This window comes from Solirubrobacter pauli, assembly GCF_003633755.1.
Taxonomy (GTDB): domain Bacteria; phylum Actinomycetota; class Thermoleophilia; order Solirubrobacterales; family Solirubrobacteraceae; genus Solirubrobacter; species Solirubrobacter pauli.
This window is the reverse complement of record NZ_RBIL01000002.1, coordinates 1,057,409-1,078,797: the sequence shown is the minus strand read 5'-3', so window position 1 is coordinate 1,078,797 and position 21,389 is coordinate 1,057,409. Positions and strand designations below refer to the sequence as shown.

Sequence of the window (21,389 nt, the reverse complement as noted above, 5' to 3'; positions counted from 1 at the left end):
CCGGAGCGCGCTCCGCGACGGGGGGCGCCGGCGTGCACGAGCCGGTGTCCCCCGAGCGGCGTCTTGTCACGCGGCGGCGCGTGCGGCCCAGCCGCGCAGGACCGACGCGGCCCGGTCGACCGTCGGCAGCGCCCGGATGTCGGCCGCCACGGTCGCGGCGCGGTCCGCGTACCGCCGGTCGCCGAGCACCGCCCGCACGGCGTCCGCCAGTCCGGTCTGCCCGTGCTGGACGTGCACGCCGGCCCCGAGCGCGTGGACGCGCACGGCGTTGTCGAGCTGGTCGGCGAACATCGGCGTGATCACGAGCGGCACGCCCGCGGCGAGCGCGCCACGCACCGTCCCGGTCCCGCCGTGGCAGACGACCGCCGACGCCCGGCCCAGCACCTCCGCGTGATCGGCCCAGCGCCGTACCTGCACGTTCGCGGGCGTGGCTCCGAGCTCCCCGGGATCGCGGTCGCGGCCGGTGGTCACGAGCAGCTGGATCGGCAACAGCGCGAGCGCGTCGATCGCCGACCGGTAGCGCTCCGGGAAGCAGCCCATCTGCGGCGCCGCCGTGCCGAACGTGAGGTACACGAGCGGATCGGTGCCCGACCGGCGGCTCCTCCCGGCCGACGGGGCTTCACGCTCCCGGAAGCGCTGGAGGCCGGGCGGACCGGGCTGGCCCGGTCGCTCGAGCAGCGGCGGCAGCAGCGTGAACTGCGCGGAGCGAGCACCGCCGGCTGCCCGCAGCCCGTGGGTGGCACGCAACCGGGCGAGCGCGGCGTCGGTCGCCGGAAGGACGTCGTGCTCGACCGCGTACTGCGTGATCGAGAGCTTCACGAACGGCAGCCCGACGTGGGCGGCCGCCACGCGGCCGGCGAACTCGCTCGCCTCCGACAGGACCACGTCGGGCCGCCAACCGGCGATCGCGTCGAACGTGCCCGCGAGCGCGGCCCGTGCGTCGAGCCCGGCGAACACCTCCGTCAGCGCATGCTCGTTCGCCGCCGCGCTCGACAGCCCGCGCGCGGCCGCGAACGCCGCGGCGCGCTCCGCGGCCCGGGCCTCCCCCACCGGCCATGCCGCGTACCCGTGCGCGGCGACCGTGTGGGCCAGCGAGGACCGGGTGGCCACGAGCGTCTCGCCGCCGGCGGCACGGATCGCGTCGAGGAACGGGAGCAGCGGGCCGACGTGACCGGGCGACCCGGTGGTGGTGACGAGGATGCGCACATCCGGCAGACGCCGGCGCGCGTCACCGCATTCCCGACGGGCGCTTCAGGAGAGCCGCTCGGACAGTCCGACGACGATCCCCTCGGGCCCACGCACGAAGCACAGCCGGTACCGGTCCTCGTACTGCGCGATCTCGTCCACGAGCTCGGCCCCGTGCGCGCGCAGGCGCGCGACCACGTCGTCCAGGCCTTCGACGAGGAACATGATGCGGCGGAGCCCGAGCGCGTTCGACGGCGCGTCCTCCTGCCCGACCCGGACCGCCGGCGGGTGGTGGAACCGCGACAGCTCCACCCGTCCGTGGCCGTCCGGCGTGCGCAGCATGACGATGTCGGCGCGGACGCCCTCGAGGCCGACGACCTTGTCCGCCCAGGGCCCTTCCACCTGCGTCTGGCCCTCGACCTCCATCCCGAGCTCCTCGAAGAACGCCATCGCCCCTTCGAGGTCCTCGACGACGACCAGCACGTTGTCCATCCGCAGCAGCGTCATGCCCGTAGCCTTTCCGTCCGCGGCGCATCTGTCCAATGCCAGTTGTCGACCTCACCCATCGATACGATCGATCGATGCTGGACGTCACGCGGCTGCGCGTGCTCGACGCGGTCGCCCGCCATGGGACCGTCACCGCCGCGGCGCGCGCGCTGGACTACTCGCAGTCGTCGGTCAGCCACCACCTGGCACGGCTCGAGGCCGAGACCGGCGCGAAGCTACTGCAGCGGGCCGGACGCGGAGTCCGGCTGACCCAGGCCGGGCAGCTGCTGGCCGGCCGGGCGGCGGAGATCATCGGCCGCCTCGACGCGGCCGACGCGGAGCTCGCCGCGCACGTCGGCCTGACCGCCGGACGGGTCCGCCTGGCCGGCTTCGCCTCCGCGATCGGGGCGCTGGTGCTGCCCGCCGCGGCGGAGCTCGCACGGGAGCACCCTGGGCTGGAGGTCAGCTCGATCGACACCCACCCGCCCGAGGCGCTGACGCTGCTGCGGACCGGCCGTGTCGAGGTGGCGCTCGTGTTCCGCTACGACGACGCCGAGGACGAGCTGCCCGGGATCCGCCTGCGCCACCTGCTCGACGACCCGATGCACGTCATCGCCGACCGCGCCGTCGAAGGCCTCGCCGATCTCCGCGGCGCGACCTGGGTCGCGGGCTGCCCGCGCTGTCGCGGCCACCTGCTCGCGCTCTGCGAGCACGCGGGCTTCGAGCCGCGCATCGGCTTCGAGTCCGACGACATCGCGCTGATCCAGTCGCTCGTCGCCGCGGGCCTGTGCGTGGCGACGCTGCCCGGCCTCGCCCTGCGCGCCCATCACGCCGACGGCGTCGTCGCCACCCGGCTGCCCGGCCTGCCGCGCCGCGTGTACGCGGCGACCTACGGCGAGCCGCCCGACCCGCCCGCGGTCGCCGCGCTGCTCACCGCGCTGGGCACGGCGGCCGCGACGGCCGCCGGCTGAGCCTCACGCAGCGAGGACGTAGCGCAGGATCTCGACCACCTGCTCGGGCTCGCGGGCCACCGCCAGCGCGGCGCGGTCGACCTCCTTGAGCGCGTGGTCGTGCTCCGGTGGGTGCAGCGTGATCAGCGGCTTGCCCAGCGCAGCGGCGTACCCGGCGTCGAACGCGGCGTTCCACTGGCGGTACTGCTCCCCGAACCGGACGACCACGACGTCGGCGCGCTCGATCAGGGTCCGCGTGCGGATCGCGTTGACGCCGGCGCCGAGGTGGTCGTTCCAGAACGGACGCTCCTGCTCCCCCAGGACCGCCGTGCCCGCCGCGTCGGAGGCGGCGTGGTCGGTCACCGGCGCGGTGAGCCGAAGGTCGAGGCCGGCGGCCGCCGTGCCCTGCGCGATGCGGTCGCGCCAGTCCGTGTGGATCTCGCCCGAGAGGTAGACCTGCCAGTTCATCGCCAGATCGTAGGCGGGATCACCCTTGCGGGCCGAAGCCGCCGCCGTCGTCGGCGATGCGCACGTCCGTCGTCAAGGAGGTCTGAGCAGACGCGGGAAGGTACGGACCCGCTCAGCGGACGACGGCGGATGGCGCGGGCGGCGCGAAGCCATAGCTTCGCCGTACCACCCGATCCAGCCAAGGAGGCACCGTGAGCACCATCCTCATCGGCGTCGACGCCAGCGAGCGGTCCGAGGACGCCATCGCCTTCGCACGCCAGCTCGCGGACGCCACGGGCGCGCAGCTCGTGATCGCGAACGCGTACCCCTACTCCGACCTGCCCAGCCGCGCGGCGAGCACCGCGTTCCGCGAGGCGCTCCGCGACGAGTCGCTGACGCTCGTGCGGGAGATGCGCACGCGCCTCGACGGGCTGCCCGAGCAGCGTTCGACCGTCAAGATCGCGGCGAACACCTCGCCGGCCCACGCGCTGCACGCGATGGCGGAGGCCGAGGACGCGGCCCTGCTCGTCGTCGGCTCCTCCCACACCGGCCGCGCCCGGCGCGTGCTCCCCGGGAGCACCGGCGAGCGCCTGATCCACGGCTCGCCGTGCGCGGTGGCCGTCGTCCCCAAGGACCACCGCACCCACGCCGAGCCGATCCGCCGCGTCGGCGCGGCCTACAACGGCACACCCGAAGCGCGCACGGCGGTCGCCTCGGCGGCCGAGCTGGCGCGCGTCCTGGACGCCGAGCTCGTCGTGATCGGCGTCGCCGACGCCGACGCGTACGGCACGCCGGCGCTCATGGGCGGCCCGAGCGTCGCCTCGCTGCGGGTCGACGTCGACCGGCACGTGCAGGAGCGCCTCGACACGCTCGTCGCCGAGCTGCCGAACGACATCAGGACGACCAGCAAGCGCCTCACAGGCGACCCGGCCGAGTTGCTGACGGCCTACAGCGAGCACCTCGACCTGCTCGTCATGGGCTCCCGCGGCTACGGGCCGCTGCAGTCCGTGCTCGCCGGCGGCGTCAGCGGCCGCGTGCTGCGCGCCGCCCACTGCCCGGTGATCATCGTGCCGCGTGGCGTCGAGACGCCGCTCGGCACCCTCGTCGGCGACGCCACGACGACGACGGCCGCGTGACATGTCCGCGACCGGCGGACCACCCCCTGGTCGCGATCGGCGTCGCCGCCGAGCACCGATGACCGGCCGGTTGCGGACTTCTGCGGACGCGGCTGCGGCGTGTCCCCGATGGACGCCGGCGTTCGCGGGCGTAGCGTGAGACCCATGCTGCTGTTGCACGTCGAACCCCGAGCGCACGAGTGGATCGTGCGGCGCGACGGCGCGGACGCGCCGCTGTCGGAGCATCCCGACGCGAGTGCCGCGACCCGCGCCGCCTGCGCCTGCGCCTTCACGATGGCGGCCGACGCGTCCGTCCTCGTGCACGACCGCTACCACCGCGTGCACGAGGAGCGCCCGCGCCGCCTCAACCACGAAGTGCGCGCAAGGCGTTGAGGATCACGGCCACGTCGATGGCCTCCTGAAGCACCGCACCCGCGAGCGGCGGGAGCAGCCCCGCCGCCGCGGCGATCATCGCCACGAGCGACAGGCCCATCCCGACGAGGACGCTCTGGCGGGCGATCGCCAGCGCTCGGGCGCTGATGCGGACGGCGTCGGCGAGCCGGTCGAGCCGGTCGACGACGATCACGGCGTCCGCCGCCTCCGCCGCCGCCGTGGCGCCGGCGACACCCATCGCCACGCCGACGTCTGCAAGGGCAAGCGCCGGAGCGTCGTTGACGCCGTCGCCGACCATCACGACCGGCCGCTCCTGCGCTTCCCGCACGAGCGCGAGCTTGTCGCCGGGATCGAGCTCCGCGTACACCCGGTCCACGCCGGCGCGACGGCCGACGACCTCCGCGCGCTCGCGCCGGTCACCGGTCGCCATCACCACCTCGTGCACCCCTGCGGCCCTGAGCGCGCGCACCGCGGCGGCGGCGTCGTCACGCAGGCGGTCGGCGAGGACGATCATGCCGACCGCGCGCCCGTCGACGGCGACGTGCGCCGGCGCGCCCGAGCCGGTGGAGAACGAGGGCTCGGCGCCCTGCGAGCGTAGGTAGGCCTCGCTCCCGGCGGCGAGGTGCCGGCCGTCCACGGTGCCCTCCAAGCCCTGCCCGGGCGACTCGTGAACGTCCTGGGGCAGGGTGAGGTGCAGTCCGCGCTGCTCGGCGTCGTGGACGATCGCCTCGGCGATGCCGTGGACGGAGACCTGCTCGAGCGACGCGGCCAACCGCAGCACCTCGTCCGGGCCGTGTTCCGCGGTCGTCTCGACGCGTTCCACCGCCGGCTCGCCCAGCGTCAGCGTCCCGGTCTTGTCGATCAGGACGGTGCGGGCCCGCGCGAGGCGCTCGATCGTGCCCCCGTCCTTGACGACGACGCCCGCACGCGCCGAGCGCGACATCGCGCAGACGATCGCGATCGGCGCCGCCAGGATCAACGGGCAGGGCGTCGCCACCACGAGCACCGCCAGCGCCCGCACCGGATCGCCGCTGACCGCCCACGCGCCGCCGGCAAGGACGAGCGTGAGCACGAGGAAGTGCGCGGCGTAGCGGTCCGCGAGCCGCACGAACGGCGCCCGCTCGCGCTCCGCGCCACGCACGAGCCCGAGCAGCACGGAGTAGGCCGAGTCGGCGACGGTCCGCGTCGCCACCAGCGTGAACGCGGAACCACAGCACACCACCCCGCTGCGCACGGGCTCGCCGGCGCCGCGCGTGACCGGGAGCGCCTCGCCCGTCAACGCCGACTCGTCCAGAACCGCCGGGGCCTGCTCGACGAACCCGTCCACCGGCACGACCTCCCCCGGCCGCACCACGACGACGTCGCCGGGCACGAGCGCATCGACCGCCACCTCGACCAGCACGTCCCCCGCACGCCGATGGGCGACCCGCGGCGCGTGCTCGACCAACGCGGTGAGGTCGCGACGTGCGCGCCGCTGCGCGGTCTGCTCGAGCGCGGTCCCGCCGGCGAGCATGAGCGCGATCACCGCGCCCGCCAGCTCCTCGCCGAGCACGAGCGCCCCGGCCATGGCCAGCAGCGCGATCACGTCCGCGCCGACACGACCGGAGCGCAGCTCCCGGGCGACGCTGACGCTCAGCGGGACCAGCGCGACGACCACCGCACCCGTCCAGACCAGACGGGCGGTGTCGCCGGCACCCGTCCACGCGAGCACGGCCCCGGCGACGATCGCGGCCAGCACCGCGGCGGCGACGAGCCGGGCGGGCGGCTCCCTAGGCGTGGGTGACCGCACCGACGCCAGCGATCTCGATCGGATCGGCATGGACCCCGCGCGGCACGACGACCAGTGGGCAATGCGCGCAGTCGATCAGCGGCGTCGACACGCCACCGAGCAGCACCCGTCGGATCGGTCCGTAGCGGCGAGAGCCGATGACCAGCAGGTCCAGGTCGACGGACGCCGCGGCGAGCGTCTCGACCGGGTCGCCCTCGACGACGGTGAGCTCGACGCCCGTGGCGGGCGCGACGGCGTCGATCAGCTCGCGCGCGTCCCGCTCGGCATCCCGGCGTTGTCGTCGGCGCCAGCCCTCGTAGCTGGTGGCGGCGAACATCGGATGGGCCGGCGGCGGCACGTGCACCACCGACCAGGCGTGGACCGCCGCCCGCGCCGAAGCGGCCAGCTCCGCCGCCAGCGCCAGCGCCGCGCGGGCCTCCGGTGCACCGGTGACGCCCGCGCCGAAGACGAGCGGTACCTCGCCGGACCGGACCGCCCAGCCGTGAGGCGCGACGGCCACGGCGCAGGGCGCACCGTGCGTGACGCGGCGCGTGGTCGATCCCGTCAGGACCCGGCCGATCGGCCCATGGCGGCTCGAGCCGAGCACGATCAACCGCGCGTCCTCGACGGCGGCCAGGTGGTTCAGCCCTCGGGAGGGGCTCGTCGACGGGATCGCGACGTTCGTGCGCGGGACGAAGCCGCCGAGCCGTTGTCCGGCCTCGGACAGCCAGCGATCGGCCATGGCGGGCGTGGGCCACGACTCGCCCTCGAACGAGTGGACGGCGCCGAGCACCACCGGTGAGCCGGTGAGCACCGCCAGCGCGCCCCCGAGCGCGACGGCCTCCAGGCCGGAGGCGGTGCCGTCGATGCCCACCAGGACCGGGTGCGGCCGATCGGTCATGTTGGCAGCGTCCCACTCGGCCGCGGGGTGCACAACCGCAGTCCTGCCGCGGGTGGGTCCGTCGTTCTCCGCCGTCGAGCGGCGGTCGCGTCAGCCGGTGATCGGCCACGGACCGCGACAGCGGCGCCGAGCACGCGGGCTCAGCGCACGTCGCGCCGTTCGAACGCCCACGCACCGACCGCGGCCAGCAGCACACCCGTCAGCGTGACGCCGACGAAGGCGACTGGGTCGATCCCGTCCTGGATCGCCGAGCCGTAGTACTTGAACACCGACAGGTACCGCAGCGGCTCGACCGCGTCGGCGAGCTTGCCCAGCAGGTCGAGGAGGTACATGCCGACGAGCACGCCCGACGCCGCGGCGAGCACCGGCCCGCCCGAGTGCGCCCAGCCGCAGCCGAGCGCGGCGAGCCCGGCGAAGAAGACGGCGAGCGGCCAGACGTTGGCCATCCCCCGGCCGAGGATCACGAGCGACGGGTCTGCGCCCACCACCGATGCCGCCAGCCAGGTGACGCCGGTCATCATCGCCAGCACCGCCGCCACGACCACCGCCGCGACCACGAGCGCGCCCGCGACCAGCGTCCTGCGCGCGACCGGCGTGGTCAGCACGAGGTCCAGGTACCCGCGCTCCTCCGCGCCCGAAAGCGCCCGGACGATCGCCCGAACGCCCAGCACGGCCAGCGCGAGCGGCACGATGAGGCTGAGCAGCTCCGCGTCGATGTAGGCCTCGACGCTGTCCAGGGCGCGGATGTTGAAGGCCTCCTTGAGCTGGTCGGGATAGCTGTCGAGCAGCGTGTCCACCGACCCCTCGATCGAGGGCCACAGCAGCGCCATCAGCGCGCCCATCGCGCTCAGCGGCGCGCCCCAGGTCAGCAGGACGCGGCGATGGTCACGCAGGCCGCGGCGCACCACCGCTCGCAGCGGGCTCACGTGGTCCCTCCGTAGTAGGTGAGGAAGACCTCTTCCAGCGTGGGATGCACGAGCTCGAGGTCCACCACGGTGTGGCGCGCCGCGGCCTTGATGACCGCGTCGAGGTCGCCCGTGGCCTTGAAAGTGACGCGCCGTCCGTCCGAGACCAGGTCGATCACGCCCGGCAGGCGGCGGAACTCGTCGGGGTCCACGCGCTCGGCGAGCTCGAGCGTCACGTGGCGGTACGCGCGGCCGATGATCCCGGCGACGTCCTCGACCGCGATCAGGCGCCCTTCGCGGATGATCGCGACGCGGTCGCACACGCGCTCGACCTCGTCCAGGTCGTGCGAGGACAGCAGCACCGTGCGTCCGCGCTCGCGCTCGTCGGCCACGAATTGCAGGAACGCCTCCTGCATCAGCGGGTCGAGGCCGCTCGTGGGCTCGTCGAGCACGAGCAGCTCGGGGTCGTGGAAGGCGGCCTGCACGAGCCCGACCTTCTGCCGGTTGCCGCGTGAGAGCTGCCCGAGCGGCCGGTCGAGCTCGGCCTGGAAGCGGGCGGCCAGCTCCTCGGCGCGGCCGAGGTCGCGCAGGCCGCGCAGGTCGGCCAGGTAGCGCAGCAGCTCGCGCCCGGTCAGCCGGGGCTCGTAGGCGAAGTCGCCGGGCAGGTTGCCCAGCCGGGCGTGCACCGCGCGGGCGTCGGTGCGGCTGTCGAGCCCGAACACGCGCGCGTGCCCGCGGGTGGCCCGCAGCAGGCCGAGCATCGTGCGGATCGTGGTCGTCTTGCCGGCGCCGTTGGGGCCGAGGAAGCCGAACACCTCCCCAGCGCCGATGCGCAGCGACACGTCCTCGATCCCGCGCGCGTCGCCGTAGCGCTTGGTCAAGCGGTCGAGCTCGATCATGGCGTCGATCGTGCCAAGCGCGGCCGCTCTGGTCCATCCGCGCTTTCCCGCAGTGCGCGGCGGCCTCCTACCGATGGCGGCGCGCGAGGCCGCTGCGACGCTCGAGGCACCGCCCACCGACCGTGAAGGAGGCCGCATGAAGGCCGCCGTCGTCCGCAGCTTCGACCGTCCACTCCAGATCGAGGAGCTGCCTGTTCCCCAACCCGGCCAGGGTCAGGTGCTCGTCCGCGTCGAGACCTGCGGGCTCTGCCACACCGACATCCATGCCGCCCGCGGCGAGTGGCCGGTGAAGCCGTCGCCGCCGTTCATCCCCGGGCACGAGGGAGTCGGCATCGTCGAGCGGCTCGGCAGCGGGCCGATGTACGGGCTCGAGCCGGGCATGCGCGTCGCGCTGCCGTGGCTCGGCTACGCGTGCGGCACCTGCCGCTACTGCAACAGCGGCCGCGAGACGCTCTGCCTTGAGCAGAAGAACATGGGCTACGCGCTCAACGGCGGCTTCGCCGAGTACGCGATCGGCTACGCCCGCCACGTCGTCCGCGTACCCGACGGGATCGACCCGGCCGACGCCTCGCCGCTGACCTGCGCGGGCGTCACCACCTACAAGGCGGTCAAGGACTCCGGGGCCCGCTCGGCCAGCCTGGTCGCGGTCTTCGGCGTCGGCGGCCTCGGCCACCTCGCCGTGCAGTACGCGCGCATCACCGGCGCGTCCGTGATCGCCGTGGACATCAACCAGGCCCGCCTGGAGAGCGCGAGTGCGGTCGGCGCCGAGCACCTCGTCAACCCGCTCGAGGAGGATCCGATCGCCGCCATCCAGCGCCTCGGGGGCGCCGACGCCGCGATCTCAACCGCGGTCAGCCCGAAGGCGTTCGAGCAGGCCTACGGGTCCCTCGCGCGCGGCGGCAAGCTGGTCTTCGTCGGCCTCCCCGCCGACAACCACATCCAGCTGCCGATCTTCGAGACCGTGCTCGGCGGGCTCGACATCCACGGCTCGATCGTCGGCACCCGGCACGACCTCGAGGAGGTCTTCGAACTGCACCGCCGCGGCCTGACCACGCTCGAGTACGCCGAGCGCCCGCTCGAGGACGTCAACGCGGCGATCGAGCAGGTGCTCGACGGCAGCGCACCCGCCCCACGCCTCGTGTTCCGCATGGCGTCGGGAAGCGGCGCGGCGACCGCCGGCGAGCTCGGCGCGACCATCGGCGCCTGACACGTGGCGCCCGGCGCGCGGGACAGCCCCGCGCGCCGGGAGCGCCTACGGCTGCAAGGCGGCGGCGACGGACTCGGCCCAGTCGCCGATCGCGTCCCAGTCCCGCCGGTCGCGGAACTCCGGCGGCGTGCTGCGGGCCATCGAGCGGAGCATCATGCCGTGCGGCTCGTCCGGCACGCTGCCGCCGAACACGGTGTGGCCACGCACGCCGAGCGCCTCGGCCTGCTTGACGATCCCGGACGGCTCCAGCCACTTCGGGTTGTCGTCGGCTGGATCTCCCACCGGACCGGAGCTGAACATCCAGAACGGCCGGTGCGCGAGCTCGTGGCGGAAGTGACGCAGGAAACGGCGCGCGTCGGCGCGCCAGCGGCCGGCATAGACCGCGCTGCCGACGATCACGGCGTCATAGGGCGTGAGGTCGTCGACCTGGTCGGCGGGGACGCAGCTCGCCTGCAGCCCGCGGGCGTTCAAGCGTTCCGCGATCGCCGCGGCGATCTCGCCGGTTGAGCCGTGCTTGGAGGCGTAGGCGACGAGGACAGAGGACATGGCTCCACCGTCCCGCGCGCGCCGACGGGCGGCAACCGCAACCAGCACGGATGCGGGGCTCGGCCGATCCGCACGCGCAACCCGCGGTCACCCCGGATGGCACGGTCGACGCGCCCCAGGCGTCGGTCGCCGCTCCGGCTGACGGAGCGGCCTCGGCCGGAGCTCGCAGCCGGTCAGCGCGGCCGGGCGGTCGTGGTGCCTCAGCCGCGACGACGTCGCGGGTTTCCCGCAACCGATCCGCGCCAGAACCCCCATGGCACGGCCCCTCCCCGACGGCAGAGTGATGGCAGTCACCCACCACCGCAGTCACAAGGAGCGAGAGGGAAATGCGCAAGCTCTACCAGTACGGCGGGATCGCCGCCAGCGTCGTGTTGATCGCCTTCGGCATCGGCGCCATCTACATGGGCCTCGACGGCCGCGGCTACGTCCGCGACAACCTCGCGGCCGAGAAGATCGTCGGCACCGAGGACTCGACGATCCCCGGCCAGCTGGTCGACACCGGCGCCGAGGCGCAGGCCTTCGCCAAGGTCATGCGCACACACACCCTCGAGTCCACCGGCGGCAAGACCTACAGCGAGATGGGCCGCTTCCTCACCGCCGACGGCAAGGACACCAACGACGAAGCCGCGGCCGCCAAGGACCAGGCCGGCAAGCCCGTCGAGAACGGGCTCCGCAACCTGTGGGTGACCGAGACCGCCCTCACGACGGCCCTGAACACCGCCTACTTCGCCGAGCAGGTCGCGCTCTTCGCCCTCGTCATGGGCGTCGCGATGCTCCTCGCGGGTCTCGGCTTCGGCGTCCTGACCCTCCGCGTCCTCATCCCCGCCACCAAGCGTCAGGGGAGCCGCACCCAGGCGGGCTCGGCTGCGGTGGCTTCCGCCTGAGCCTCCGGCCCCCTCCGCGCACCACCGCCGCTCCGGCTGCTCGCCGGGGCGGCGGTCGTCGTTCTCGCGGACTGGAGATCGCCGTCCGCGGGCGGGCGAAGCTCGAGGTATGCGGGGCCGCTAGACCGCTGGTCGGATCGGCTTAGACCAAGGGTCGGTTGGAGTCACGGCTTCGGCGTCCCACGATGTGCGAGTCGTCGTCGCGAAACTCTCTCCTCCCGCGGCGACCGGCAAGGATTGGCGCGGTGGGTTCGGATAAGAAGCCGGCCCACCGCGCCGACCATCACCGCTCAGCCCCTTGCGCGGCAGCGGCGCGACGTCGAGACGCGTTCGCCGCTCGTCACCCGTGCCCGCCGCTCATCTCGCAGGCGCTTTCACCGAGCGCGTGACGGTCGTGCGCCGGAGCACGCGGTCGCCGGCGTAGGTCACCGACAGCCGGCCGGCGACACGGGAACGTGCCAGCGCCCGCGACAGCTTGATCGTCGCGCTGAAGCGGCCCTTCTTGATCTTCGCGCGCACGGTGCGCTTCACGGTCTTGCGGCCGGACTTCTGCGACCACGTCACGCTGACCTGCCCGCGCGCGCGGCGGTCGATCGTGCCCGACACCGTGACGCGGGCGCCCTTGCGGGTCGCCTTCGTCACACGCAGCTTGGCCGACGCCAGGCTCGGCCCGGGGCTGGGCGTGGGCGTCGCCGCGGGTCCTGGCGGCGGGTCGCTCACCGCGATCCCCCGCGTCACCGATGTGCTCTCACCGGCCGCGTCGGTCGCGGTCACGGTCACGGTCTGCGGCCCGGCAGCCCCGTAGACGTGCGTGACGTCGGCGCCGTCGGCGCTCGCGCCGTCGCCGAACTGCCAGGTGATCTTCGCGATCCCGGACCCGTCGGTCGCGCCCGCGGCGAACGCCGCTGCCGTGCCGCGCACCGCGGTTGCCGGGAGGGTCGGGACGAGCGTGGGCGGTGTGCTGTCGAAGCGGGCCGTGAGGAGCGCCGATGCCGGCCCGCCGGTCGGCGCGGCCCCGACCAGCAGCCCGGTGCCCGACGGCGCGACCGTGACGTCGACGACTCCAGGAGAGAGGATGGCCGCGAGCGGCAGCGTGTACGGCACCGGGAGCTCCGGACCGGCGGCGGCGCCGCTGCTGTCGAGCACCTTGCTCAGACCCTTCAGCTGGGCGTCGACCGCCGGGAACCCGCGGAACCACTGCACGACCATGGTGCCGTTGCGTCCGATCCGCACCCGCGGGGTGGCGTCAAGCTCGACGAAGCCCGTCGGCGGCGAGATCTCGCGCTCGGGACCGAGCGCGCCGCTCGGGGTGAACTGGCGTGAGTGGAGCGACGAGGTGACCGTGCTCGGCTCGAAGCGCGGCCACACGACGGTCGCCGTCCCGTCGGCCGCGACCGCGACGTCGACGCTGCCGCCGATCGCCGAGATCCCGGTGGCGACCGTCGTGGCCGCGCCGCCGATCGGGCCGCTCGACGGCAGCCGGCTCACGAGCACATCGCCGGAGTTGGCGACGTTGCCCGGCGCCAGCCACGAGACGATCGGGTCACCACCGCCGACGACCAGCTCGGCCGTGTCGGCGACCACCGCGTCGTCGAGCACGGCCGATGTGCCTACGCCGGCGGCGCTGACCCGTCCCACCATCTGCTCGACCGTGTTCCCCGGAGCGGGCCGCTCCCACAGCAGCCGCGCGCTCCCATCGTTCGCGCGGACGAGCTGCAGCGCCGTCGAGTTGGGCGCGACCGGACCGAGGTCGGCGATCGGCGCCGCCCCGCCGTCGGCGGCGACCTGCAGCACGCGCAGCCGCCGCGGATCGCCCGGACCGGGCTGTGGGTTGTAGGCGAGGACGGCGGACCCGTTGGCCGCGACCGCGCCGACCGGCGGGCCGCTGATCGCCTCCACGCTCGTGGCGGGACGCACCCCGGAGACCCGACCGGCGGCGTCGACCGTCGCCAGCACCAGCTGGTTGGTCGGCGGACCCGGCGAGACCCAGGCGATGCGGTAGCCACCGCCCGGCAGGGCGACGGCGTCGACGCCGTATCCCTTGCCGATGGTGAGCTGCGCGAGCTGCGCGCCGTCGGGTGCGAGGCGCCGCACGACCACCGACGGGATCGGCGAGCCGAACGTGTCGATCTCGGTCGTCAGGACCAACGCGCCGTCATCGGCGCCGATGGCCGTCTGCGGCGGGGCGTACACCGACGACTGCGTCAGCGTCGGCCCGGGTAGCCAGGCGGCGGCGTGCGCGGCGCCCGCGCCGAGCGCCGACGCCGGCAGGGTGGCGAGGCACAGAGAGAGGGTCAGGACGGCACGACGGCTCCGGGGCATCTGCCCATATCACCACGCGATCGGCCCGAATTTGGCGCGAACGCGAAAGTCTCGGGTGCACGTCTAGGGATCCGCTTCGCACCGCCCTAGGGTTGGGACGCGTACCGCAAGCTCGGCGTCGCGGGTCGACGCGAGCCGGCCGCGCGGCTCGCGGCCCAAGGCGGACATCCCACGCGCTAGACGGGCGATGGGCCGGCCTGGATTCGAACCAGGGACCTACGGATTATGAGTCCGCGGCTCTAACCGCTGAGCTACCGGCCCGATGTGATTCGGCGCGAAAGCCTACCCCCGTTCTTACGAGTTTCTGACGGAGGCTTGCTCAAGTTCCTTTCATGCCCATCTCCGCAAAGCGCAAGCTGGTCGCCGGTGCGGCCGGGCTTGCGGTCCTCGCCGGTAGTGGCGGGGCGTACGCCGCAGGCCAGGCGCCCTCGACGGCGCAGAAGCCCAAGCAGGCCGACCGGGCCGCCGAGCAGAAGGCGTTCCTGGACGACGTCGCCAAGCGGCTCAACGTCACGCGTGACCAGCTCGACACGGCGCTCAAGGGCGCGGCGGGGGCGCGGATCGACGCGGCGGTCGCCGCCGGGAAGCTGACGAAGGAGCAGGGCGAGGCCGCGAAGCAGCGGCTCGCGTCCGGCGCTCCGCTGCTGCCCGGGCTCGGCCCGATCGTCGGCGGGCACGGCCCGAAGGCGCCGGGTGGGCCGGGCTTCGGTGGGCGCGGCGGGCACGGGTTCGGCTTCGGGTTCGGCGGCGCCGAGGGCGCGGCGGAGTACCTCGGGCTCACGCAGAAGCAGCTGCGCGATCAGCTGCGGGACGGCAAGTCGCTCGCCGACATCGCCAAGGCGACGAACGGCAAGACCGTCGACGGCCTGAAGGCGGCGTTGAAGGCGAAGGCGACCGAGCGGCTCGACGCGGCGGTCAAGGACGGACACCTCACGCAGGCGCAGCGCGACAAGATCGCCACCGAGCTCGACGAGCACCTCGACGACATCGTCAACCTCACGCCGCCCGACCGGCCCGCCGGTCCCAAGTTCCGCTGGCGCTGACCCCGGTTCCCCGCCCGGCTGCCGCGGAGCGGCCGGGCGCCAGGCCGTCTTCTGCCTGACAAAACCGCCTGTTGACACGGATGCGTGTCAATGACAGCAAGATCCCGCGCGCCACTGCGTTTCAGCCCCCAGTAGGCTAGTTCGAGCGTTGGCGGGCCCCGATGGTGGAGATTTGAGCGCCGGTATTGAAGAGGACACCGTTCCTCTCCTCCGTGCACGCCTTGAGCGCACGGAGCAGCAGGCTGCGTCCCGACAGCGTCAACTGGAGCGCTACGCGGCCGATCTGCGCGAGGTGTTCAAGCAGGAACGCACGCGCGCGCAGGAGCTCCGCCGCTCCTACCGCGCCACCGTCCGCGCGCTCTCGAACGCCGTCGAGGCGCGTGACGCGTACACCGGCAAGCACGCCGAGCGGGTCACCGCGTACGGCATGGAGCTCGCCCGCGCGGTCGGCCTGAGCCTCGAGGAGTCGCCGCAGATCGAGTTCGGCTTCCTGCTGCACGACATCGGCAAGGTCGCCGTCCCGGACGCGATCCTCTTCAAGACGAGCAAGCTGACCGACGAGGAATACGCGCTGATCGCGCAGCATCCGGTCGTCGGAGCCGAGATCCTGCGCGACGTGGACTTCCTGGGCGAAGGCAAGCTCGTCGTCCGCCACCACCACGAGCGCTGGGACGGCACCGGCTACCCGGACGGGCTCGCGGGCGAGGAGATCCCGCTCGCCGCGCGCGTGTTCTCGGTCGCCGACACGCTCGACGCGCTCACCACGGACCGCCCGTACCGGCCGGCTTCACCGTGGGACGAGGCGCGCGCGGAGATCCGGCGGTTCTCGGGCACGCAGTTCGATCCGACCGTGGTCGACGCGTTCGACCAGATCCCGGACGAGCAGTTCGCGCGGCTGCGGGGTGCCCTGTGACGCGGACGATCCTGATCGTCGACGACGATCCGATGATCCGCAAGCTGATCGCCACCACCCTCGAGGACATCTCGGGCTACCGGCTGCAGGAGGCCGGTGACGGGCTGGAGGCCGTGGAGCGGGCGCTCACCGCGCGCCCGGAGATCGTCTTCCTGGACGTCGACATGCCGCGCCTGAACGGGATCGAGACCTGCCGGCGCCTGCGCAGCGACCCGTTGACGGCCAGCGCGACGATCGTGATGCTCACCGGCGACTCGGGCGACGTCGTCGAGCGCGGCGCCCAGGAGGCCGGCGCGGACCTGTTCCTCACCAAGCCGTTCTCGCCCCTGCACCTGCTGCGGCTCGTGGACCGGATCGGCGCGGCGCGCTGATAGCTTGCCCAGCTGTGAAGCTGGGCTTGCACATCGGATACTGGGGACTCGGGCTCACGGCCCAGCAGCAGCTCGAGCTGGTGCTGGAGGCGGAGCGGCTCGGCTACGACAGCGTCTGGACCGCCGAGGCGTACGGCTCGGACGCGGCGACCATCCTCGCGTGGCTCGCGCAGGCGACCACCACGATCAAGCTCGGCTCGGCGATCTTCCAGATGCCGGGCCGCAGCCCGGCGATGACCGCCATGACGGCGGCGACGATCGACCAGCTGAGCGACGGCCGCATGCTGCTCGGGATCGGCTCGAGCGGTCCGCAGGTGGCGGAGGGCTGGCACGGCCAGCGGTTCGCGAAGCAGCTGCTGCGGACGCGCGAGTACGTGGACGTCGTCCGGCTGGCGCTGTCGCGCGAGCGGCTCGTCTACGAGGGCGAGACGCTGCAGCTGCCCCTGCCCGACGGCCCGGGCAAGGCGCTCAAGCTCACGATCGCGCCCGTCCAGGAGCGGATCCCGATCTACATCGCCGCGATCGGGCCGAAGAACACGACGCTCGCCGCCGAGATCGCCGACGGCTGGCTGCCCACGCTGTTCTCGCCCGAGCACGTGGGCGAGTTCCGGCCGCTGCTGGAGGAGGGCTTCACCCGCGCGGGCGGCGGCAAGGGCTTCGACGACTTCGACATCGTCCCCACCGTCACCGCGATGGTCAGCGACGATCTGGAGAGCGCGCGCGACGCGATGCGCCACTACGTCGCGCTCTACACGGGTGGGATGGGCTCGCGCAAGCAGAACTTCTACAACGCGCTGATCCGCCGGTACGGCTTCGAGGAGGCCGCGGACACCGTCCAGGAGCTCTACCTCGCGGGCAAGAAGGACGAGGCGGCCGCGTCGCTGCCGGGCGAGCTGATCGACACGGTCGCGCTCGTCGGCCCGCGCGACGTCGTCCGGGAGCGCCTGCAGGTCTACAAGCAGTCCGGCGTCGGCACGCTGATGGTCTCCCCCATGGCCTGGAGCTTCGAGGACCGCGTCGCGCAGCTGCGCGCGATCGCCGAGCTGGTCGAGTGAAGGACCTCGCGCTGCGGGCCCTGACCGGCGCGGACGCGGACGCGCTGACGGCCCTCGCGCGCGCCTGCGACGAGACGTACCTGGAGTGGACGCCGAAGGGCTGGGCGGTCCCCGACGCACCTCCCGGCTGGGCGAACAAGTACCTACGGCCGGAGGCGTGGATCGAGGGGGCGTTCGAGCCGTCCGGGCGGCTCGTGGCCACGGTGGCGTTCCGGCCGTCGGACGTGGCGGCGGACGTGGCGCACGTCGGCCTCGTGTTCACGCACCCGTCGCGCTGGCGGGAGGGCATCGCCGGCGCGCTGCTCTCGCGTGCCGAGGCGGAGATGGTCGTGCGCGGGTTCGTGAGCGAGATCCTGTGGACGCCGGACGGCGCGCCGGCCGAGGCGTTCTACCGCGCGCGTGGGTGGGCACGGGACGGACGGACCGAGTGGCACCCGTGGGTCGGCCTGCAGATGGTCGGCTACGCGCGGGATCTGCCGTGAGGGTCCTGCTCGGAGCGTTCGGCGATCCGGGGCACGCGTTCCCGGTGCTGGCGCTCGGCGCCGAGCTCGTCGCGCGCGGACACGAGGTGGGGATCGAGACGTGGGCGCGCTGGCGCGAGCCCGCCGAGGCGGCCGGGATGACGTTCGCGGCCGCGCCCGAGTACCAGGTCTTCCCCACCCGCGAGGTGCCGCTGAAGCCGTACGAGGCGGCGGCGCGGGCGGCGGTCACGACGCGCGACTTCGTGCGGTCGTTCGCGCCCGACGTCGCCGTCAGCGACATCCTCACGGCCGCGCCGGTGCTCGCGTGCGAGCTCGAGGGCGTGCCGGTGGCGACGCTCGTCCCGCACGTGTTCCCGTACCTCCCGCCCGGGTTCCCGCCGTTCTCGATCGGTGCGCGGCTGCCCCGTACGCGCGTCGGGCGTGCCCTGTGGGCGAAGACCGACCGGCTCGTCGCCAAGGGGCTCGAGCAGGGGCGCCTCGAGTACAACGACTGCCGCGCACGGCTCGGGTTGCCCCCGCTGCCGTACCCGCACACGGGCCTGTCGCGCGGGCTGACGATGATCGGGACGTTCCCGCAGCTCGAGTACCCGCGCGTCTGGCCGGCGTGGACGCGGGTCATCGGGCCGATGCTCTGGGAGCCGGGCGGCCCGGCGGTCGCGCCGCCGGCGGGCTCGGGCCCGGTCGTGCTGGTGGCGCCCTCGACGTCGCAGGACCCGTCGGGATCGTTGATCGACGCGGCGCTGACCGGGCTGGCGGACGAGGCGGTGCGCGTCATCGCGATCGCGCCGGAGGACCGTCCGGCCCCGGCCAATGCGGTCCTGGTGCCGTGGATGTCCTATGCGGGGACGATGCCGCACTGCGACCTGGTGATCTGCCATGGCGGGCACGGGACGGTCGCCCGGGCGCTGGCGAGCGGCGTGCCGGTGCTGATCTGCCCGGCGGCCGGGGACATGGCCGAGACGGCCGCGCGCGTGGACTGGGCGGGCGTCGGCGTGCGGCTCGCGCCGCGGTTCGGCACGCCGTCGGGCGTGCGGCTGGCCGTCCGGCGGGCTCTGCGGTCCCGCGCTTTGCGCGAGCGGGCGGGCGAGCTCGCGGACTGGGCGCGGCTGCACCCAGGGCCCGCGGAGGCCGCGGCCCAGCTGGAGCGCTGGGCCGCGACCGTCGCGACGGCTAGTTCCCGTGCGGGGCAGCCGGCGGCGTGAACTGCACCTGGGTGGTGCCGGTCAGGCCGGCCTGGCCGTTGCCACCCGGGTCCGTGTAGGAAGCGCCGAGGATGGCGCTCAGGTTGGCCGCGCCGGCGTGGCCGGCGTCGAGCGGGATCGTGATCGTGCCCGAGCAGCCGCCGTACGTGTTCTGCGGATGCCCGTGGCGCTCATGGCCGAGGATGTACGCCACGGTGACCTTCGAGCAGTCGACCGGCTGGTCGTCGGTCACCTTGACCTCGTAGGTGACCGTCTGGCCGAACTGGAACGGCTTGGCCGGATCGTTCGGCTTCGGGTCCGTGAGCAGCTCGAGCACCGGCACCTGGTTGCCGACGAGGATGCGCACGTCCGCGGACGCCGAGCGCTTCGTCTTGTCGGTCACCTTCAGCGTCGCCCGGTACTCGCCGTTCTTCGTGAACGTGAACTTCGGGTTCGGCTGGCGGCTGTCGACCTTGCCGTCGGCGTCGAAGTCCCACTCGAGCTTGAGCGAGTCGCCGTCGGGGTCGATCGTGCCCTTGGAGGTGAACTGCACTTCGAGCGGCGCCGCACCACCCTGCGGGGTCGCCTGGACCTTCACGACCGGCGAGCGGTTGTTGCGCACGTAGTTGATCTTCGACAGCTGTGCGTCCGGGTTCTCGGCGAAGTAGCCGTCGCCGTACTCGAGCACGTACAGGGAGCCGTCAGGGCCCCACTCGACGTCCATCGGGTTGTCCACGAACGGCGCGAACCCGTCGATCTCCTTCTGGCGACCGGCCTTGTTGAGCTCGATCATCTTGATGTAGTCGCGCGACCACTCGTAGAACAGCGGCTTGCCCGCGTACGAGTTCGGGAAGCGGAACGGCGACTTGTTGCCCTTGACCGGCTCGTACGCCGGGCCACCCATCGGCGCGATGCCGCCGTTGCCCTCCGGGCCCTCGACCTCGAGCTCCGGGAAGTGCGGCGAGAGGATGTACGAGTACCAGATGTCCGGCCGCGCGACCGGCGGCAGCGTCGTCAGGCCCGTGTTGTGGGGTGACTCGTTCTTCGGCGCCTTGCAGTCGAACTTCGGGCCCGACAGGCGCGTGCGGAAGTCGTAGTCGTTGTACGCCAGCGTCGGCGTCACGCAGTACGGCCAGCCATAGTTCGCCGGCTCCTTGATGATGATCCAGCGCCCGTGGCCCGCGGGACCCCGGTTGGGATCGGGCTTCTCCGCATCCGGCGAGTAGTCGCCGACGTACAGCGTCCCGCTCTTGGGGTCGATGCCGAAGCGGTACGGGTTGCGCAGGCCCATCGCGTAGATCTCGGGCTTGGTCTTCGCCTTGCCCTTCGGGAACAGGTTGCCCTTCGGCACCGTGTAGCCCGGCTTGTTCGTCTTCGGCTTGATCCGCAGGATCTTGCCGCGCAGGTCGTTCGTGTTGCCCGCGCTACGACGCGCGTCGAACACCGGGTTGCGCCCCGGCGCGTCGTCGACCGGCGTGTAGCCGTCCGAGAAGAACGGGTTCGTGTCGTCGCCCGTCGACAGGTACAGGTTGCCCTTGACGTCGAACTCGATGTTGCCGCCCACGTGGCAGCACTGGCCACGGTCGACCGGCACGTCCATGATCTTCTGCTCGGTCTTCAGGTCCAGCCGGTTGCCCTTGAGCTTGAAGCGCGACAGCCGGATCACGCCCTTGAACGGCAGGAACGCCGCCGCGGGACCCTCGTCCGGCGCGTCACCCTCGTTGAAGCCCGGCGTGGCCGGGTTGTCCGCCGGCGTGTTCTGCGGCGGCGAGTAGTACGCGTAGACCCACTTGTCCTTCGCGAACGTCAGCGGGTTGATCGCGACGCTCTGCAGCCCTTCCTCGTCGTGCGAGTACACGTCGAACTTGGCCGCCAGGATGTTCCGCCCGGACTCCGGATCATGAATCCGCAGCTCGCCCGTCCGCGCCGTGTGCAACACCCGCCCGTCCGGCAGCACCGCGAGGTTCATCGGCTCGCCCGGAAAGTCGTTCAGCGTGACCTTCTCGAACTTCTCCGCCCCCGGCTGGGGCGTCGGCGTCGCCGTGGGCGTCGCCTCCTGCGCTTGCGCAGCGGCGGGGATGCCGACACATCCCGCCAACGTGAGCAGTGCCGCAACGGCCTGCTTCCGCATTCGTACCTCCCACACATCCATTGCGAGACGGGCTCCACGCCGAACCTCCGCGCGAGGGACGCCCCGCCCCCTGACATGTGTGCTCTTTAGCCGTTTACGCCTGCAAACTAACGTCCACGGGCAAACAGATGTGCCAACTACCTCCAGGAAGGTAGGTCTTTCGGCGGGTGAGAGGCCAAAAGAAAGGGTCCGTGCCAGGACTGAC

General features: G+C 73.2%; 21 protein-coding genes and 1 tRNA gene. 11 read left to right on the top strand and 11 right to left on the bottom strand.

Annotated elements, in window-relative coordinates; all coding sequences use genetic code 11:
* Positions 1-66: 66 nt before the first annotated feature.
* Together C8N24_RS24805 and C8N24_RS24800 are read right to left on the bottom strand one after the other, a co-directional pair.
* Positions 67-1,206 (bottom strand): glycosyltransferase, encoded by a 1,140-nt coding sequence (locus C8N24_RS24805; protein WP_121255200.1) that lies wholly within the window; start codon positions 1,204-1,206, stop codon positions 67-69.
* A 45-nt stretch (positions 1,207-1,251) separates the two neighbouring features.
* Positions 1,252-1,692, bottom strand: coding sequence for a VOC family protein (locus C8N24_RS24800; RefSeq protein WP_211340133.1), 441 nt, complete (start codon positions 1,690-1,692; stop codon positions 1,252-1,254).
* 74 nt (positions 1,693-1,766) lie between these two features.
* Here C8N24_RS24800 and C8N24_RS24795 point away from each other — a divergent pair, with 74 nt between their 5' ends.
* Positions 1,767-2,642: a LysR family transcriptional regulator gene (locus C8N24_RS24795; protein ID WP_121255198.1), complete on the top strand. Its 876-nt coding sequence runs from the start codon at positions 1,767-1,769 to the stop codon at positions 2,640-2,642.
* A gap of 3 nt (positions 2,643-2,645) precedes the next feature.
* Here the strand turns inward: C8N24_RS24795 and C8N24_RS24790 are convergent, their stop codons facing one another.
* A complete protein-coding gene (locus C8N24_RS24790) occupies positions 2,646-3,089 on the bottom strand; it encodes a YtoQ family protein (protein ID WP_121255196.1) in 444 nt (147 codons plus the stop codon).
* A 191-nt stretch (positions 3,090-3,280) separates the two neighbouring features.
* On the opposite strand from C8N24_RS24790, the gene C8N24_RS24785 reads away from it, so the two are divergent.
* Both C8N24_RS24785 and C8N24_RS24780 read left to right on the top strand, forming a co-directional pair.
* Positions 3,281-4,204 carry a universal stress protein gene (locus C8N24_RS24785; protein ID WP_121255194.1) on the top strand — a complete coding sequence of 308 codons (924 nt, stop codon included), beginning with the start codon at positions 3,281-3,283 and terminating at the stop codon, positions 4,202-4,204.
* 144 nt (positions 4,205-4,348) lie between these two features.
* Positions 4,349-4,576, top strand: a complete 228-nt coding sequence (locus C8N24_RS24780) for a DUF2188 domain-containing protein (RefSeq protein ID WP_170179393.1) — start codon at positions 4,349-4,351, stop codon at positions 4,574-4,576.
* Here the strand turns inward: C8N24_RS24780 and C8N24_RS24775 are convergent.
* The 4 genes from C8N24_RS24775 to C8N24_RS24760 form a co-directional block, all read right to left on the bottom strand.
* On the bottom strand, positions 4,548-6,365 hold the full coding sequence (locus tag C8N24_RS24775) for a heavy metal translocating P-type ATPase (RefSeq protein ID WP_170179392.1): 1,818 nt from the start codon (positions 6,363-6,365) through the stop codon (positions 4,548-4,550). The genes C8N24_RS24780 and C8N24_RS24775 overlap by 29 nt on opposite strands.
* Positions 6,346-7,245, bottom strand: a complete 900-nt coding sequence (locus C8N24_RS24770; RefSeq protein ID WP_147447971.1) for a universal stress protein — start codon at positions 7,243-7,245, stop codon at positions 6,346-6,348. Before C8N24_RS24770 ends, C8N24_RS24775 begins: the two co-directional genes overlap by 20 nt.
* Positions 7,246-7,385: 140 nt before the next feature.
* Positions 7,386-8,171 carry an ABC transporter permease subunit gene (locus tag C8N24_RS24765; protein WP_121255186.1) on the bottom strand — a complete coding sequence of 262 codons (786 nt, stop codon included), beginning with the start codon at positions 8,169-8,171 and terminating at the stop codon, positions 7,386-7,388.
* Positions 8,168-9,049 (bottom strand): ABC transporter ATP-binding protein, encoded by an 882-nt coding sequence (locus C8N24_RS24760; RefSeq protein ID WP_170179391.1) that lies wholly within the window; start codon positions 9,047-9,049, stop codon positions 8,168-8,170. The genes C8N24_RS24765 and C8N24_RS24760 overlap by 4 nt, the downstream gene beginning before the upstream one ends.
* A 136-nt stretch (positions 9,050-9,185) precedes the next feature.
* Here C8N24_RS24760 and C8N24_RS24755 point away from each other — a divergent pair, with 136 nt between their 5' ends.
* On the top strand, positions 9,186-10,256 hold the full coding sequence (locus C8N24_RS24755; protein ID WP_121255184.1) for a zinc-dependent alcohol dehydrogenase: 1,071 nt from the start codon (positions 9,186-9,188) through the stop codon (positions 10,254-10,256).
* 45 nt (positions 10,257-10,301) lie between these two features.
* Here the strand turns inward: C8N24_RS24755 and C8N24_RS24750 are convergent, their stop codons facing one another.
* Positions 10,302-10,802 carry a flavodoxin domain-containing protein gene (locus tag C8N24_RS24750; RefSeq protein WP_121255182.1) on the bottom strand — a complete coding sequence of 167 codons (501 nt, stop codon included), beginning with the start codon at positions 10,800-10,802 and terminating at the stop codon, positions 10,302-10,304.
* 326 nt (positions 10,803-11,128) lie between these two features.
* On the opposite strand from C8N24_RS24750, the gene C8N24_RS24745 reads away from it, so the two are divergent.
* Positions 11,129-11,686 carry a hypothetical protein gene (locus tag C8N24_RS24745; protein ID WP_121255180.1) on the top strand — a complete coding sequence of 186 codons (558 nt, stop codon included), beginning with the start codon at positions 11,129-11,131 and terminating at the stop codon, positions 11,684-11,686.
* Positions 11,687-12,043: 357 nt separating this feature from the next.
* Here the strand turns inward: C8N24_RS24745 and C8N24_RS24740 are convergent, their stop codons facing one another.
* The gene (locus tag C8N24_RS24740) at positions 12,044-14,008 is read right to left on the bottom strand and encodes a PKD domain-containing protein (RefSeq protein WP_121255178.1); all 1,965 of its coding nucleotides are present in this window, start codon (positions 14,006-14,008) and stop codon (positions 12,044-12,046) included.
* Positions 14,009-14,196: 188 nt separating this feature from the next.
* Positions 14,197-14,269 (bottom strand) — tRNA-Ile (locus C8N24_RS24735).
* 71 nt (positions 14,270-14,340) lie between these two features.
* Here C8N24_RS24735 and C8N24_RS24730 point away from each other — a divergent pair.
* The 6 genes from C8N24_RS24730 (at position 14,341) to C8N24_RS24705 (ending at position 19,074) form a co-directional block, all read left to right on the top strand.
* On the top strand, positions 14,341-15,051 hold the full coding sequence (locus tag C8N24_RS24730) for a hypothetical protein (RefSeq protein ID WP_121255175.1): 711 nt from the start codon (positions 14,341-14,343) through the stop codon (positions 15,049-15,051).
* Positions 15,052-15,343: 292 nt separating this feature from the next.
* Positions 15,344-15,964: an HD-GYP domain-containing protein gene (locus C8N24_RS24725; protein WP_121255173.1), complete on the top strand. Its 621-nt coding sequence runs from the start codon at positions 15,344-15,346 to the stop codon at positions 15,962-15,964.
* Positions 15,961-16,335, top strand: a complete 375-nt coding sequence (locus tag C8N24_RS24720; protein ID WP_121255171.1) for a response regulator — start codon at positions 15,961-15,963, stop codon at positions 16,333-16,335. Before C8N24_RS24725 ends, C8N24_RS24720 begins: the two co-directional genes overlap by 4 nt.
* Positions 16,336-16,349: 14 nt before the next feature.
* Positions 16,350-17,390 carry an LLM class F420-dependent oxidoreductase gene (locus C8N24_RS24715; RefSeq protein WP_121255169.1) on the top strand — a complete coding sequence of 347 codons (1,041 nt, stop codon included), beginning with the start codon at positions 16,350-16,352 and terminating at the stop codon, positions 17,388-17,390.
* On the top strand, positions 17,387-17,872 hold the full coding sequence (locus C8N24_RS24710; RefSeq protein WP_170179390.1) for a GNAT family N-acetyltransferase: 486 nt from the start codon (positions 17,387-17,389) through the stop codon (positions 17,870-17,872). The genes C8N24_RS24715 and C8N24_RS24710 overlap by 4 nt, the downstream gene beginning before the upstream one ends.
* Positions 17,869-19,074: a glycosyltransferase gene (locus C8N24_RS24705; RefSeq protein ID WP_211340132.1), complete on the top strand. Its 1,206-nt coding sequence runs from the start codon at positions 17,869-17,871 to the stop codon at positions 19,072-19,074. The genes C8N24_RS24710 and C8N24_RS24705 overlap by 4 nt, the downstream gene beginning before the upstream one ends.
* On the opposite strand, the gene C8N24_RS24700 is transcribed toward C8N24_RS24705, so the two are convergent.
* Positions 19,043-21,184, bottom strand: coding sequence for a PQQ-dependent sugar dehydrogenase (locus tag C8N24_RS24700; RefSeq protein WP_121255167.1), 2,142 nt, complete (start codon positions 21,182-21,184; stop codon positions 19,043-19,045). The genes C8N24_RS24705 and C8N24_RS24700 overlap by 32 nt on opposite strands.
* Between the last annotated feature and the right edge of the window lie 205 nt (positions 21,185-21,389).

What these genes read in the sequence shown, in the direction of transcription:
- C8N24_RS24800 (WP_211340133.1), bottom strand. Translation starts at nt 1,692, where the DNA reads ATGACGCTGCTGCGGATGGACAACGTGCTGGTCGTCGTCGAGGACCTC.
- C8N24_RS24795 (WP_121255198.1), top strand. Translation starts at nt 1,767, where the DNA reads ATGCTGGACGTCACGCGGCTGCGCGTGCTCGACGCGGTCGCCCGCCAT.
- C8N24_RS24790 (WP_121255196.1), bottom strand. Translation starts at nt 3,089, where the DNA reads ATGAACTGGCAGGTCTACCTCTCGGGCGAGATCCACACGGACTGGCGC.
- C8N24_RS24780 (WP_170179393.1), top strand. Translation starts at nt 4,349, where the DNA reads ATGCTGCTGTTGCACGTCGAACCCCGAGCGCACGAGTGGATCGTGCGG.
- C8N24_RS24770 (WP_147447971.1), bottom strand. Translation starts at nt 7,245, where the DNA reads ATGACCGATCGGCCGCACCCGGTCCTGGTGGGCATCGACGGCACCGCC.
- C8N24_RS24760 (WP_170179391.1), bottom strand. Translation starts at nt 9,049, where the DNA reads ATGATCGAGCTCGACCGCTTGACCAAGCGCTACGGCGACGCGCGCGGG.
- C8N24_RS24755 (WP_121255184.1), top strand. Translation starts at nt 9,186, where the DNA reads ATGAAGGCCGCCGTCGTCCGCAGCTTCGACCGTCCACTCCAGATCGAG.
- C8N24_RS24750 (WP_121255182.1), bottom strand. Translation starts at nt 10,802, where the DNA reads ATGTCCTCTGTCCTCGTCGCCTACGCCTCCAAGCACGGCTCAACCGGC.
- C8N24_RS24745 (WP_121255180.1), top strand. Translation starts at nt 11,129, where the DNA reads ATGCGCAAGCTCTACCAGTACGGCGGGATCGCCGCCAGCGTCGTGTTG.
- C8N24_RS24740 (WP_121255178.1), bottom strand. Translation starts at nt 14,008, where the DNA reads ATGCCCCGGAGCCGTCGTGCCGTCCTGACCCTCTCTCTGTGCCTCGCC.
- C8N24_RS24730 (WP_121255175.1), top strand. Translation starts at nt 14,341, where the DNA reads ATGCCCATCTCCGCAAAGCGCAAGCTGGTCGCCGGTGCGGCCGGGCTT.
- C8N24_RS24700 (WP_121255167.1), bottom strand. Translation starts at nt 21,184, where the DNA reads ATGCGGAAGCAGGCCGTTGCGGCACTGCTCACGTTGGCGGGATGTGTC.